Source organism: Nitrosomonas supralitoralis, assembly GCF_003011925.2.
Classification (GTDB): Bacteria; Pseudomonadota; Gammaproteobacteria; order Burkholderiales; family Nitrosomonadaceae; genus Nitrosomonas; species Nitrosomonas supralitoralis.
On sequence record NZ_PXXU01000035.1, the window covers coordinates 1 to 14633 of the forward strand.

At 42.1% G+C, this 14633-nt stretch carries 12 protein-coding genes; 4 read left to right on the forward strand and 8 right to left on the reverse strand.

Annotation, left to right across the window (positions count from 1 at the left end; translation table 11 throughout):
* Window positions 1-179: 179 nt before the first annotated feature.
* From C7H79_RS11370 to rsmI, 8 genes are all read right to left on the reverse strand, one after another.
* A complete protein-coding gene (locus tag C7H79_RS11370; protein ID WP_197714629.1) occupies window positions 180-1631 on the reverse strand; it encodes a TolC family protein in 1452 nt (483 codons plus the stop codon).
* Window positions 1600-4842 carry an efflux RND transporter permease subunit gene (locus C7H79_RS11375; protein WP_106707385.1) on the reverse strand — a complete coding sequence of 1081 codons (3243 nt, stop codon included), beginning with the start codon at window positions 4840-4842 and terminating at the stop codon, window positions 1600-1602. Before C7H79_RS11375 ends, C7H79_RS11370 begins: the two co-directional genes overlap by 32 nt.
* Before the next feature lie 23 nt (window positions 4843-4865).
* Window positions 4866-6320 (reverse strand): efflux RND transporter periplasmic adaptor subunit, encoded by a 1455-nt coding sequence (locus C7H79_RS11380; RefSeq protein WP_197714630.1) that lies wholly within the window; start codon window positions 6318-6320, stop codon window positions 4866-4868.
* Window positions 6321-6362: 42 nt separating this feature from the next.
* Window positions 6363-6527 (reverse strand): hypothetical protein, encoded by a 165-nt coding sequence (locus tag C7H79_RS17980; RefSeq protein WP_172592423.1) that lies wholly within the window; start codon window positions 6525-6527, stop codon window positions 6363-6365.
* A gap of 41 nt (window positions 6528-6568) precedes the next feature.
* Window positions 6569-6823 (reverse strand): efflux RND transporter permease subunit, encoded by a 255-nt coding sequence (locus C7H79_RS11385; RefSeq protein WP_242447260.1) that lies wholly within the window; start codon window positions 6821-6823, stop codon window positions 6569-6571.
* 229 nt (window positions 6824-7052) lie between these two features.
* Complete coding sequence (locus C7H79_RS19730; RefSeq protein ID WP_508278634.1) at window positions 7053-7232, reverse strand: ATP-binding protein; 180 nt, start codon at window positions 7230-7232, stop codon at window positions 7053-7055.
* Between the two features lie 703 nt (window positions 7233-7935).
* Window positions 7936-8973 carry a dihydroorotase gene (gene pyrC, locus C7H79_RS11395; RefSeq protein WP_106707386.1) on the reverse strand — a complete coding sequence of 346 codons (1038 nt, stop codon included), beginning with the start codon at window positions 8971-8973 and terminating at the stop codon, window positions 7936-7938.
* A 63-nt stretch (window positions 8974-9036) separates the two neighbouring features.
* Window positions 9037-9882: a 16S rRNA (cytidine(1402)-2'-O)-methyltransferase gene (gene rsmI, locus C7H79_RS11400; protein ID WP_106707387.1), complete on the reverse strand. Its 846-nt coding sequence runs from the start codon at window positions 9880-9882 to the stop codon at window positions 9037-9039.
* A 10-nt stretch (window positions 9883-9892) separates the two neighbouring features.
* Between rsmI and C7H79_RS11405 the strand changes: the two genes are divergently transcribed.
* The 4 genes from C7H79_RS11405 to C7H79_RS11425 all read left to right on the forward strand — a co-directional run bounded on the left by C7H79_RS11405 (window position 9893) and on the right by C7H79_RS11425 (window position 14574).
* On the forward strand, window positions 9893-11011 hold the full coding sequence (locus tag C7H79_RS11405) for a penicillin-binding protein activator (RefSeq protein ID WP_106707388.1): 1119 nt from the start codon (window positions 9893-9895) through the stop codon (window positions 11009-11011).
* Window positions 10998-11339 carry a YraN family protein gene (locus C7H79_RS11410; RefSeq protein WP_106707389.1) on the forward strand — a complete coding sequence of 114 codons (342 nt, stop codon included), beginning with the start codon at window positions 10998-11000 and terminating at the stop codon, window positions 11337-11339. The genes C7H79_RS11405 and C7H79_RS11410 overlap by 14 nt, the downstream gene beginning before the upstream one ends.
* Window positions 11340-12171: 832 nt before the next feature.
* The gene (locus C7H79_RS11420; RefSeq protein ID WP_106707391.1) at window positions 12172-13812 is read left to right on the forward strand and encodes a putative bifunctional diguanylate cyclase/phosphodiesterase; all 1641 of its coding nucleotides are present in this window, start codon (window positions 12172-12174) and stop codon (window positions 13810-13812) included.
* Between the two features lie 285 nt (window positions 13813-14097).
* Complete coding sequence (locus C7H79_RS11425) at window positions 14098-14574, forward strand: hotdog fold thioesterase (protein WP_106707392.1); 477 nt, start codon at window positions 14098-14100, stop codon at window positions 14572-14574.
* Window positions 14575-14633 lie beyond the last annotated feature (59 nt).

Sequence of the window (14633 nt, forward strand, 5' to 3'; positions counted from 1 at the left end):
ATCCAATTTAAAGAAAGAATGCCTCGGCACTATTAACCGCCGTTTACACAAAATTTAGGACACCCTCCAGTTCCAACGAAAAACTGCTGTACTTGAAAAACTATCACTGGAAATCACACTGTCATGGACTATCAATTTACCCGTTGTTGCTCAAATATAGCGTTTCGTACAGGACAGGCTCACTGCCATCCTCCACCAAGTGATCTATAAAGATCCACCATTGCGTCAATTTGCTTTTGTTTCATTTCAATTAGATCCGCTTTGGCATCCAAGGTCTCCCTTTGTGCCAACAGCACGTCCAGGTAGTCCGTACGAGCAGATTTGAATAGATTGTTAGCGATATCAATTGATTTGCTGAGCGCTTCAACTTGCTCTGACTTAAGCTGATAGCTTTTGTCGAGGTTATTGATATTTGAAACTTGATTCGCTACTTCAGTATAAGCTCTGATAATTCTTTGCTCATACTCATAAGCTGCCTGAATCTGCCTGGAATTGGCATTTTTATATTCCGCCTCGATGGCATTCCTATTGACCAATGGAGCCACTAAGTCTCCCGCGATCATGGCCGCCAATGACTCTGGAGTATTGATCAGATACCTAACTGCAAAAGCTTCAAATCCTATTCCAGCCCTTATGCCAAAGGAGGGATAGAAGTTAGCCCTGGCCACCTCTATATTTAATGCCGCCGCCGATAGCTCAAGCTCTGCTTGCCTAATATCAGGCCTATTTTGCAGCAATTCTGACGGAATGCCTGTCTTAAGCATGAAGGGTTTGAACTCCATAAAACTACCAGATGCACGCTGGATGGGTTGCGGCGTCCTCCCTAACAAAAAATTTATCCGATTTTCAACAACAGTAATGCTCTGATTAATTTGGTATAGTTTACTTTTGTTTTTTGCCACTTCTGCTTCATAGCGTTTGATGGGAAGTGTACTTGCTCTTGCGTACTCTTGCAGACGCCTGACCATCTTCAGAGCATTTTGCTGAATACTAATATTTAACTCTAAATTGTTAAGCTGGTTGTCCAAGGAAAGCAGTTCATAATACGAATGGGCAATTTCAGCGACTAGGTTAGTCACTAAAAAATTTTTACCTTCTTCTGAAGCCATATACTCAAAAACAGCGGCCTGCTTAGCATTCCTCAACTTTTTCCATATATCTATCTCCCAGGTTGAAAACAGCCCAAAGTGATAATCCCCCACGTACCTAGGAAAATGCCGGCCTTCCCTTACTGGCAGATTTTTTTCAACAGCGCCAAAGCGTGTAAACTCGCCGACTCTTTCCTTGCCTGCACCACCACCAATATTTACAAATGGCAAGTATTGGCCTCGGCGTGCTTGAATTTCATTCCGTGCAATATTGATACGCTGCATCATGATATTAATTTCTTTATTATTTTCAACAGCTATATCCAGCAAACTTACTAAATTAGGGTCACTAAAAAAATCTTCCCATTTAATATTTGCCGCATTGTCCTCATCCGAAACACCTTCTTTAAAAACAGTAGGAAGATGTGTGTCCTCTTTTTTGATGAGTGAATCAGGTATGCAGGCTTGCAGCGTAAGTACCAACGCGCTTGAAGCAATAATCTGAAATATTTTAGTCTTTGATCTCATTTTTTGGAGGGACATAGTCATAAGTCTCGGTTAAGGGGCCAATGTCTTCATCTTTAATCTCATCTGAAGGGCCATATTTATAATTCTCGGTTAAGGGTTCAAGGTCTTCATCCTTAATTAATTTTCTACCTTCGGCTATTTTTGCAAATATATAATAAAGCCCTGGAATAATGATGACACCAAACACGGTACCGAAAATCATCCCACCCAGCGCTGAGGTACCAATTGTCCTGTTGCCGATTGCCCCCGCTCCCGTGGCCATCGCCAAGGGTACCAACCCAGCTATGAAAGCAAATGACGTCATCAAAATCGGCCGGAAACGCGTTTGTGCACCCGCAATCGCTGCCTGCATAACCGTCATGCCTTGGGCTTGCTTCTGGGACGCAAATTCGACAATCAATACTGCATTTTTCCCGAGTAAACCAACTAACATCACCATCCCCAGTTGTGAATACACATCATTGGCGAGCCCTAATTCATTTAATAAAAGGAAAGCACCAAAAATACCGGGAGGCAGAGAAAGTATTACGACCAAGGGTAAAAGAAAACTTTCGTATTGCGCGGCCAGCACCAAGTAGACAAACAAGATAACGACAAAGAAAATTGCCACTGCTTCGTTGCCCCGGCGGGCTTCGTCATATGATAAGCCCTCCCAGGCAATGTCAAAACCTTTTGGCAGGATCTCTTCTGCGACTTCCAGGACTGTATTGATGGCGTCGCCGGTGGTGTAACCTTTTGCGGGTTCAGCGCGAATTGCTGCCGAGTTATAGAGGTTAAAACGCATGAGCTCATTGGGTCCCTGCTTTTTCACCATGGTCGTGAAGGCGGATAACGGTACCATTTCACCTTTATCATTTTTCACAAATAATTTCAGCACTTCCTCGGGGCTACGCCGAAATTCCGGCAATGTTTGAAGATATACTTTAAAAAAGTTATTGAAACGGATAAAGCCGTATTCATAGGTACTGGCGATCATGATGCTCAGCTGATCCATCACATCTTTGACTGTAACCCCTTTTTGCATGGCAAGCACATTGTCGATGACCAGTTCGTATTGTGGATAATTGGCCGCATAAAAAGTAAACAAACCGGTCAGCTCTTTACGTTCGCGCAATGCTTTCATGTACTTTTTGGTAAGTTCATCGAATTGATAGTAGTCTGTATCTAGTGTCTTATCTACCAAGCGAAATGACAAACCCGATGCCGCGCCGTACCCCGGCACCGCCGGAGGTTGAAAATACTCGATGACCGCACCCATGTCATGACTTTTTTCTTCCAACTCTTCAATAATCTCCGTTACAGAATGTTCACGCTCTGACCAATCTTTCAAATTGATAATAACGGTCCCTGCATTTGACCCGCGACCTTCAGTGAGTACTTCATACCCAGCCAGAGAAGAAATTGATTGAACACCGTCGATTTTTTCAGCTAGCATTTCCAGTTCTCGTGCCACTTTGTTGGTTACTTCGATGGTTGAGCCGGGCGGCGTTTGGATAATCGCATAAATCATGCCTTGGTCTTCGCCGGGAATAAAGCCGGAAGGTAAGATTCTACTGACCACGAAAATACCGAAGGAAAACACGGCCAATATCAAAAGCGTGACAATGCGCCGGGTGACCATGATGTTCATCAATCGGGTGTAACGCTCGGTGACTTTTTCAAAAACAAAATTAAAACCATTGATAAAAAGGCTGATGGGATCTTTTCGTTTCGGCTGACCATGAGTATTTTTAAGAATCATGGCACACAATACCGGAGCAAGCGATAGCGCCACAATTGCTGAAATAATGATCGACGATGCCATAGTGATAGAGAATTCTCGATAGAACACCCCAACCGGTCCTGGCATAAATGCAATAGGAATGAACACCGATACCATGACCAGCGTAATCGCTACAATGGCGCCGCCGATTTCTCCCAATACTTTTCGAGAAGCTTCATAAGCGCCGCAATGCAAATCGGCCATTTTTGCATGCACAGCTTCCACTACCACAATGGCATCATCGACCACAATACCAATAGCCAGCACTAAAGCAAACAAGGTGATAAGGTTGATAGAAAGCCCGAACGCAGACATAGCGGCGAATGCTCCAACCAGAGAAACCGGTACCGCGAGGATGGGGATCAAAGTAGAACGCCAGTCGCCAAGAAAAATAAAAACTACCAGAGAAACCAGTATGAAGGCTTCTACCAAGGTGTGTAACACTTGTTCGATGGACGCCTCGACGAAACGCGACACATCATAGTTGATTGCGTAGTCCATACCCTCCGGGAAGGATTTTTTCAATTCTTCCAGTTTTGCCTTCGTTTCCGCTATAACTTCTTGCGCGTTAGTATTGTAATTTTGCTTAAGCACGATAGACGCCGAAGGGTATCCGTCTTTATCAGAGTAAATATTGAAAGACGAAACACCCAGTTCGACCTCAGCTATATCCTTTAGGCGCAAAATCTCGCCTTCCGGAGAAGCCCGGATAACAATGTCTTCGTATTCTTCCGGTTTATTGAAACGCCCTTTATAGACCAGCACATACTCCTTGGACTCGGCGGCTTTGCCTGTGCTTTGCCCGAGACGACCGGGACGTCCGATAACGCTTTGTTCTCCTATGGCATTCATCACATCTTCTGCCGAGACATGATAGACTCGCATCCGCTCCGGGTTCAGCCAAATGCGCATCGCATATTGGCGAGCACCCAGTATGTTCGCTTGGGCGATTCCACTAATGCGCTGAATCTCTGGAATGACATTGACCCAAGCGTAATTATATAAAAGTTTCTGATCAGCGTTTTTGTCCGTGCTGAAGAGATTGACATACATAAGCATGCTGGGCTGGACGAAGTTCACGAACACGCCTTCCAAGTTCATCAGTGCTGGCAGCCTGCTCGTCATCCGATCCACACGCGTCTTCACGTTGACCATCGCAATATTGGGATCAACGCCTTGATCGAAATACACTTGAATGGTCGCTTCGCCGGCGCTGGTTGCATCCGAAGTGATGTACCTCATGCCGGGCACGCCATTGATAGCACGCTCTAAGATGATCAAAGACGATTTGACCAATACTTCGGCACTGGAACCGGGAAATGATAGCGAAACCGTGACCCGAGGCGGTGCAATATCCGGAAACTGGGCAACTGGCAATGATTTCATCGCCAATAAACCCATAAATAAGAACATCAGTGATAACACAATCGCCATCACTGGCCTTTTAAGAAAGATACTAAACATGGTTTAATCCTTAAACTAAACAGTTATTCGGTATACAACTCTAACTCCGGGACAATCTCTTCGTGCGGTCTTAAATTGATACTGACCTTGTCTCCAGGACTAACTCTTCGTATACCTTCAAGCAACACCCTGTCGCTTTCATCAAGGCCTTCTTTAATAAGAAACAGTTTTGTCATCTCGGCCTCTATATGGATAAGCCTTTGCTCCAGCTTTTCTTCTTCATTGATGACGTAGACGTAGTTTTTATCCATGATTTCGAACACCGCTTTTTGCGGAATAATTAGGGCATTTGGGTAATGCTTGGTCAAAAGGATGGTTCCTGTCTCATCATGTCTGAGAATTTTGTCCGGGTTAGGAAATAAGGCACGAAATTGAATAGTGCCGAAACTGTTATCAAAATCACCTACAATCCTCTCAATGACACCCGTGTGTTCATAAATCTCGCCGTTTGCCATTTTTAGTTGTACGGCTTCGCCAAGTTTGTCGCCTTCTTCCATTTTAAAATTCAGGTAGTCTGCCTCCGGAACGTTGAAATAGACCCACAATTGTCTGATATCAGATAGTTCCGTCAGCAAATCGCCTTCATTGAGAAGACTGCCGATCCTGGCATGAAAACGACCCATAATTCCGTCAAAAGGTGCTCTGATATCGGTAAAACCCAAGCGGGTTTGCATTAACATCACCTTTGCATTAGCCTTATCTAGTTTTGCTTTTGCCAAAGCAAGCTCATTGGGCGATACGATATTCTCATCAGCCAAACCTTTGGTATTAAGGTATTCGATCTTTGCAAATTGCGCTTCAGCTTTCGCTGTTTCGAATTCTGCCTGATAAACTTTGGCCATAAGTTCAAACATGGGCTGTCCTTTTTTTATCCACTGCCCTTCATCCACAAAAATACGCTCTAAGTAGCCCTTTTCCAAAGCGCGGATTTCAATATGCATAATGGCTTCAATCAGACCGACATATTGCCTAGGTAAAGAAACGTCTTTACGGAACGGTGTTGTTGCCTCAAGTTTTGGCAACTCATGATGCGTTTCATGTTCTGCATGATTACACCCATTCAAAAACAGAGCGGCGATTAAGCTTAGAACTACGGATAATTTAGTAATCATTTTTCTATCATTTAGGTTGTCAGGGGGTAAAGCATTTTGTTGAGCATAGGAAAAATAAACGCACTTTCTTAGACCAGCTACCCAGGAGTCTTCCAATAAATTGGCAGGCAATTCATAATGCAGCCGATCTATTGCAATACTCTTCGCGTGAGTGACGAAACCAAGATCGTGCTGATAAATAGAAAGTGTTTTTATAGTATTTTTAATTGCTGAAAAACGGCTGCGAATAAACTCTTCATAAATATATAAAAATTCATTTAACTCAGTATTAGCGAGTGAATGTTTACAAGCCTGGTTCGGAACATCAGTACTGGGTGGGTCAACAAACAATTCGGCTGCAACAGATGAGTTTTCAGTCTTATTCATATTAGCCATTTGCCTTTGTGCGGTTTGCGTACGTTCATCTAATTATTTTTCCCGTTTACGTGCACCACCTGAAACAGGAATGACATTTTTACTTTTACTGCCTGCTGGCCCGTTAATATGATTCTCTGGTACAGGAGGTCGCTCCATTTCGCGCAGAGTAAAAAGTTGCTCATTTATCACTTGTAAAGATTTTAATCCAGCAGGCATGAAAATTTTCTGCTAAATAGGTTAATTATTTGTTAATATGCCTATGCAGTTTGGATCGAGATCCCTTCCACCATCGAGGTCAACATGCGTTCGAAGTAAAAAGTGATACGACCAGACACATCCAGCGGCAACATGCCGGCGTAGGCCCAGACGACAGAGATCACAGGAATTTTGATAGCGGGAAAAACGTCTGTCGGTGCGTGCCGTATCGCTCTGATTCCAAAAATAACGATCAGAATTGAAAGAACCACGAAGGTATAAGGTCTCCGTAACGCAATAAGTACTATCTGGTTCATACTATGTTTCCTCTTATATCTTCGGTAAAAAATTAATTTACCTGTAATACTGCACGTAAGGAGGAGGCAATTCTGTTGCAAATCTTTACAATACAAAACAGTTGCCTAAGCCGCATAAACTACTTTACTTCTGCCTTGATAGTCGCTTCTTCGAAGCTGAATGTTAAACTTGAGTTAAGTGTTTTTGGACATTTTAAGCCGTGAGTATCAATAAGAAGTTAAACATTTGTTAACAGAATGTTAAGCTGTCAATCAGCATTGAAAGCTTTCCAGGTGTCAGCGCCGAAAAGTTTCCGCCTAGATTAGTTGGCGAATTGGTTTTTATACATTTTTTTCGGTGATTGAATCGGTAAGAATCATTGCCTGTTTCTAGGATGTCACAATGATGAGTGATACGATCAAAAAGGATTCTGTTGCAAAAAAATAGCGGTGATCAGAGTAAATGTCTGATATATTGGATTGTGTAATGTAAATATCGAATTGTCTCTCAATAAGACGGATTTCTTCTATGAAACCCTGATCTTATTTCCATGCATCCGTCTGTCTTTTTTGAACATGCACATAAGTTCGAGAATCCTTTGATCGTCTGCGGATGTACCTAAGGCTTCATGGATTTGAGCACTTTTCCTAGAAACCCCTTGGCTGCTTTCATATTACGGGTGGAGAGGGATAAAAATCAATCGTGTAGGCGCGCTTATCAAGGGTCCGGACAAATACTTCCACTTCTCTTAGGCTCTCACATAAGATTCATCTACACGCCAGCTGTAGCTCATCATCGGCTTCCAGAGCCACCGCAACCGTTTTTCCATTTACGGCGCATTAATGCTGAACCCAACGATAGGGCGTCGTGAGGTCCACTTCAAATCTTCGCTCCAGCATCATTTCATCCAGTTCACGATAACTGATCTCGTATTTGCAGTACCCCGGATACAGCCTTAAATTATATCGTCCTGATAACGGCGTCGATTTGAAATCGGTCAGTGAGAAGTACTCTGAGAAAATAAATAATGCACTAATTTGATTATTTTTTGCAGCAGAGACGTGAAGACTATGGTTATTGATTCCTCAGAATATCCGGATTTACTGCGGTGTGCAAAAGTATTTCTTGATAACTATCTAATTTTCCAGGTTAAATTCTCTCCGGCAAAAAGAGGAATCAATTTTTCATTTGCAAATTCAAATTCCTCTGGAACAATCCAGTGTTCTTTTTTTAGTGTGATATAGCTGTTGTTACGAGGCAATTGATAGAAATCCGCACCGTAAAAACTAGCAAAAGCTTCCAGTTTATCAAGCGCATCGGCTTGCTCAAATACTGTTGCGTATAACTCAATAGCGGCATGAGCTGTAAAAATACCAGCGCAACCACAGTTGCTTTCTTTATTTCCTTGCGCGTGCGGAGCGCTGTCAGTGCCAAGAAAAAATTTCGGATTACCGCTGATCGCAGCGTTCAGCACTGCTTGACGATGAATTTCGCGCTTCAATACGGGTAAGCAGAAGTGGTGTGGCCGGATGCCCCCTTGAAAAAGCGCATTACGATTCAGCAATAAGTGATGTGCCGTAATCGTGGCTGCAATATATTTGGAGGCTTCTTTTACAAACGTTACCGCGTCACTTGTAGTGATATGCTCCAATATGATGCGTAAGTTTGGGAAACGTTGTATTAAAGGTGCAAGAATCTTATCGATAAAAATTTTTTCCTTGTCAAATACATCTACATTGGCATCCGTTACTTCGCCGTGCACTAGCAATGGCATATTAATTTGTTCCATTGTTTCCAATGCAGCATAGCATTTGGTGATATCGGTTACTCCGCCATCCGAATTCGTGGTTGCACCGGCCGGATACAGTTTTATTCCCTGTACCGCTTCACTTTCTTTTGCTCGAATGATTTCTGAGGGCAATGTATTGTCAGTCAAATACAGTGTCATTAATGGTTTGAAGCCGCTATGCAAGGTTCCAGATAATGCAGCCTGTATTCGGGCGCGATAAGTCAAGGCCATGTCAGTTGTTACAATCGGTGGCCTAAGGTTAGGCATAATAATTGCACGTGCAAACTGTTTTGCAGTATGCGGCAATACACTGCGTAATTGCTCGTTGTCACGCAAATGCAAGTGCCAATCATCTGGACGGGTAATAGTTATGCTGGTCAAGGTTTATCAGCCATCAATATAAGAACGGAATTATAGCGTAAGCGCTATAAACTACTTAAATTATCATGTGGTTTTTAACTGAAGTGCCAGTTGATAGAGCGAATTTTTGTTTTCGCCAGTGATTTCTGTCGCTAGCTTAACTGCCTGTTTTAACGGGAGTTCAATCAGTAAGCATTTTAATGTATGCTTTGCCTGTTCGCTGATTACGTATTTATCCATAGTTTCTGCTCCGGACAACAATAAAACAAACTCGCCTTTTTGCTGATGAGTATCCGCTTGTAACCAGGAAAAAACTTCTTCCAAAGTGCCTGCATGAATAGTTTCAAATAATTTAGTTAATTCACGGGCAATGGTTAGCTCACGCTGAGGACCGAAAACCTCCACCATATCAGCTATGGATTCTAAAATTCGATGAGGTGCTTCATAAAATATTAATGTACACAGTTGTGGTTTTAATTCGATAAGTGCACGCTTGCGCAATCCAGTTTTAGTTGGTAAGAAGCCATAAAATAGAAAATGTGGATTTATAATGCCGCTGGCTGATAAGGCGCAAATCGCTGCATTTGCGCCGGGAATGGGGTTAATTGCGTATCCTTGTGCACGAACGCGTTGAACAAGAATTGCACCTGGATCAGAAATGCCTGGAGTGCCTGCATCAGTTACTAAAGCAACATTTTTTCCGCTATCCAATAGTGCTAAAACCTTGTTAGCAACAATCGTTTCATTGTGTTGATGTAGACTAATTAGTTTTGTAGATATTGAGTGTGTTGTTAATAAATGTCGAGAGACTTGTGGATGTTCAGCTGCGACCACATCCACTTTAGCCAGAATATCTAGGGCTCGTAAGCTGATATCGTTTATATTTCCTATTGGTGTGGCAACCACATATAATGTACTTTTACCCAGCATAATCCTCACTATGCAACGTTTCTTTACCATTACCCTAGGGGTAATCCTGTTGTTCAGCATTAGCTTCTCATCAATGGCGCTGGATCTCAATGAGCAAGATCAAGTGGGAAGTTTACCTGAATCTACCCCAGTACCCCATATTGCGCTATTACTACCTTTTGAATCAGCTTCATTTGGTGAAGCTGCTAATATTGTGAAAGAGGGTTTTGTGGCTGCCACACAACGTGGAGAACCACTTCCAGCGATCATTCGATTATATTCCACAACAGACGACCCTCTCGATATTTTGATTACTTATTATCAGGCACTGAGTGCTGGTGCAATATTCATCGTCGGTCCCCTCACGCGTGATGGTGTATCAGCTGTGGCTTCTAGTCATTTTTCCAGTGTTCCCACTTTAGCATTGAATACAGCGGACAGTAATACGTCTTTGCCGCCTAAACTGTATTTTTTTGGTTTGCAAATGGAATCTGAGGCGAATCAACTCGCTGAGTTAGCGCTATCAAGTGGCAGAAATCATGCCATTATCATCGGTGATGACAGTCCCTTATCCAAGCGACTTCAGAATGCTTTTACGTTGCGATGGCAAAACGAAATTGATAAAACATCCGAATTATTTCTGTATGCGGATAATCCAGCTATGCTACAACAATTTCGTAATTTGACTGCGGGTAGTAATCACCTGGTTTTTCTTGCTCTAGACGCAGTAAAATCGCGCTTGCTACGCTCCTATCTTGATCCAGAAGTACCTGTGTATGCCACATCTCAGATCTTTTCTGGGACTGACAATTTCTTGCTCAATAACGATCTCAATGGCATTCAATTTCTTGATATGCCTTGGATATTGCAACCCGATCATCCCGCTGTTATGGCTTATCGTCATACCAGTGCAGCTAAGAGTATTGATATGGAGCGTCTATATGCGTTAGGTATTGACGCTTTCCGATTATTGGCAAATTTGATGTTGCCTCAGCCAATTGCTGCAATTTCTATTGATGGTGTTACCGGGCAAATTCGTTTCGAGCCACCTAATCAATTTGTACGTGAACTTGTTGCAGCTCAATTTGTGAATGGCAAAGTTCAACTCATAACGACGTTGAAGAATATTACGGAAGATGAAGGGCAGTGAAGCTGAACAAATAGCCGTATCGTATCTGCAACAGCAACATTTGGTTTTGGTTGCGCAAAACTATCGTTGCCGTTTTGGAGAAATCGACCTGATTATGCGCGATGGAGTAACGCTGGTTTTCGTTGAAGTGCGTATGCGCACAAACGATAGATATGGCGGTGCTGCTGCAAGTATTACCGCTACGAAACAAGCAAAAATAGTACGTACTGCACGACATTATCTGACTGTATTTAACAACTTCGAATCACCTTGCCGATTTGATGCGTTGCTGTTGTCCGGTAGTAGTGGACAGAAAATCGAGTGGCTCAGAGATGTGTTTGGCGAATAAATAGAGCAGAAAACGATTTTTGTTAACAAGAAAAACATCAAGCAATCTTTCAAGAAAGATTGCTTGATGCAGAGTTTATTATGGGATTACTTTGATAGTAGTCCGGTTTTGCTAGCCAATAGACTATTGAAAAAAGATTTGCACTGTTACTGCGGCGTTATACAGACTCAAAGTGCTTTCACTCATCATACTTATAGCTGGTACTTTTTCACAATGAAGTGGTTTCACCTGATTGGGCAGTTTTTCCCATATCTTAAGTGAGAATCTTGAGATTAATGCCTGCACTGAAGTTTGCATTGTAGGCGGGGTGTCGAAGTAAGAACTCATTTGGCGTTTTGTCCTCCTGCCGAACGATTCATCAGTGGCTTAAAGGTGAGTGGCTGACGGGTATTTTCTCAAGCTAGAGAATCTGCATATGCATGTATCGATTCCTACAATGCTCAACGCACTACTATAACCATGGGTGATATGTCGCAATTGAATTTGAAAATGAACTAAGCAAAGTGTTCAGTTCTATTTGAACATAACAATAGTTGCAGTCAGCAGTCTGTTCATCTCCGTGCATTATTTCAATTAGCGGATTTTCATAGCTTGATAGGTTGCTATCACCACATTACACGGCTGTCTACTTAGTCGTACATCAAAAATGGGTATCTCCCGAACTCAAGAAGTCGGCTTGTTAAGCCGTAATGTTCAATGCCGACAAACTCTCTAAAGCAATTTTGAGAAAAATATAAGACTGGTGTTGGAGTAAATATATGTGCTAGCCACGAGTATTTGCAAAATAGTTTTCAGAAAAATCTTGTTATCGATCTAAAGGGAGTTCTTTCTTGTGAGTTCACGCGCTTCTTTCAATTTACTTTCAGATATATGCGATTTTGCCGTGTGCATTAATGTGCAAGGAATTATTCAGCAAGCGTCTAAATCGTCACAGTCATTTTTGCAAGTATCCGCAGATTTGCACCAAGAGTCTATTGAAACCTATATTCAATCTGAAGATATGATCGCCTTCTCGGATGCTCAGGAAAAAGCAAAGCAAAGTGGTGAGAAACAGACTCTTATCTGTCGCCTGTTACGCCAACGCGTATTACCCGTGTGGGTTGATTGCTACATTCATCGATGGCTGGACGATGAGTATATTGTTGTTGCGTTTGATGCGACACACTGGAAGGAAAATGAAACTCAACTGGTTTATTTCTCTACACATGACACATTGACAGGACTGCCTGGGAAGGTATTGCTTGATGATCGTATCAGCATGAATATTCAAACTGCACAACGAGAGAAGAGTATTTTTTCATTGATGGACATAAGTTTGGATGGATATAGAAAGATTAATGACTTGCTGGGACACAGCATTGGTGATGAATTAATCAAAGACGTAGCGAATCGATTGCAAAATAGTGTACGGCGGAGCGATACGGTTGCACGGGTTGGTGACGATGAGTTTTTCATAATAATAATGGGAGTAGGGCAGAATAATATCGAATTGATTGCAAGAAAAGTATTGGCAGCATTACAACAGCCCTTTCGGGTCTCTGAGCATACACTGCACATTAATGCAAGTCTGGGTATATCCATGTACCCGGAGCATGGAGACAGTGCTTCACATTTGTATCGATATGCCGAAATAGCGATGTACAGAGCGAAAACACAAGGTAAGAATTACTGGAAAATTTTCAGCAATCAGGTTGATGATGGCGAGAGAAGCAATTTGTCATTGGAATCAGCAATGTATCAGGGAATTGAGAATAATGAATTTATGTTACATTATCAACCAATTTTTTGTACACAAACCGGTCAGCTAAGAGGGGCAGAAGCTCTGATGCGTTGGCAAATTCCAAATCAGGGCTTTATTCCACCGATTAAATTTATTCCTTTAGCGGAAAATAGCGGCTTAATCAAGACGCTTGGAGCATGGGCCTTGCGGAGTGCATGCAATCAAGCAAAACAATGGCAAGAAGCTGGCCTTAAAGATTTTTATATTTCGGTAAATGTATCACCACGTCAATTTGTTCAGGAAGATTTTCTAGAAATGATTAATATAGTGCTCAGTGAATCTGGATTGCTGCCGCACAACCTGATGTTGGAGATCACGGAGGGCGTCTTGATGGATAACCCACAGCGATCGGGGGAAATTCTTACTCAATTGCATACAGCAGGTGTAAAAATTGCTATTGATGATTTTGGGACTGGTTATTCATCATTAGCCTATTTGAAAAAATTTCCTTTATCAGTATTGAAAATCGACAAATCTTTCGTGGATGATGTGATTAATAGTGCCGAAGATATGGCAATTATTGGTACCATTCTGAGTTTGGCGGAAGGGCTGAATTTGCTGGTAGTAGCTGAAGGTGTAGAAAATGATGCGCAATTAGGATTCCTGAAACAGGAAGGTTGTAATTTGGTTCAAGGATACCTCACCGGCAAGCCTGTACATTCAGAGGATTTCAAAGAGAAATATCTGGCATGATTTAAAAGTCAAAAAAATAATCTGCAATTGTTTTTCATATCAAACCATATCAGTCACTTAATTTTACTATTATCAAGTGCGCAGAAGCTCGTCAGTAGATTATATAATTCAGTCCGCAGGAAAGTTAGTTATAGTTCGCTAGTGTGAGAGGAATAAATGCGAATGTGATTGGTGGTTCTCGTTCTTGTTAAGAGCGCTTATTTGGATTTTTATATGCTTGCATACCAAAGAGATTCTGCAGCATTCAGCTTTATCCATTATCAAAAGAATAAATAGGAATATTCAATGAATAAGATTTGGTTTAAAGAGTACACTATTGAGTACCTTGAAGGTTTGCGGAATGCCAATATGGGAGAACATATTGGCATTCAGTTTATTGAATTAGGTTCGGATTTCTTGAAAGCGCGTATGCCGGTCGATAAACGTACGACACAGCCATTCGGTATATTGCATGGTGGTGCGAGTTGTGTGCTATCTGAGACTTTGGGTAGTGTATCCGGCTGGATGACAATAAATCCCGAGCAATACCGTGCAGTCGGACTGGAACTAAATATCAACCATATCCGGGCAGTTACCAAAGGTCATGTTGTCGGTATTTGCACCCCGTTACATACCGGTAGGCGTACTCAAGTTTGGCAAACTGATATTGTTGAAGAAGATACTGGCAAGCGTGTGGCAATCTCACGATTGACATTGGCAATTATCGAGCAAGGTACACTGAGTGCACAAAAAGAGCACATAACTGTTGACAGACCATCATAAATCGTAAATTCAGAAAATATCAGTCTCTCAGCCTTAGACTGTGAGACTATGTATTTTTA

What these genes read in the sequence shown, in the direction of transcription:
- C7H79_RS11370 (WP_197714629.1), bottom strand. Translation starts at nt 1,631, where the DNA reads ATGTCCCTCCAAAAAATGAGATCAAAGACTAAAATATTTCAGATTATT.
- C7H79_RS11375 (WP_106707385.1), bottom strand. Translation starts at nt 4,842, where the DNA reads ATGTTTAGTATCTTTCTTAAAAGGCCAGTGATGGCGATTGTGTTATCA.
- C7H79_RS11380 (WP_197714630.1), bottom strand. Translation starts at nt 6,320, where the DNA reads ATGAATAAGACTGAAAACTCATCTGTTGCAGCCGAATTGTTTGTTGAC.
- C7H79_RS17980 (WP_172592423.1), bottom strand. Translation starts at nt 6,527, where the DNA reads ATGCCTGCTGGATTAAAATCTTTACAAGTGATAAATGAGCAACTTTTT.
- C7H79_RS11385 (WP_242447260.1), bottom strand. Translation starts at nt 6,823, where the DNA reads ATGAACCAGATAGTACTTATTGCGTTACGGAGACCTTATACCTTCGTG.
- rsmI (WP_106707387.1), bottom strand. Translation starts at nt 9,882, where the DNA reads ATGCTGGGTAAAAGTACATTATATGTGGTTGCCACACCAATAGGAAAT.
- C7H79_RS11405 (WP_106707388.1), top strand. Translation starts at nt 9,893, where the DNA reads ATGCAACGTTTCTTTACCATTACCCTAGGGGTAATCCTGTTGTTCAGC.
- C7H79_RS11410 (WP_106707389.1), top strand. Translation starts at nt 10,998, where the DNA reads ATGAAGGGCAGTGAAGCTGAACAAATAGCCGTATCGTATCTGCAACAG.
- C7H79_RS11425 (WP_106707392.1), top strand. Translation starts at nt 14,098, where the DNA reads ATGAATAAGATTTGGTTTAAAGAGTACACTATTGAGTACCTTGAAGGT.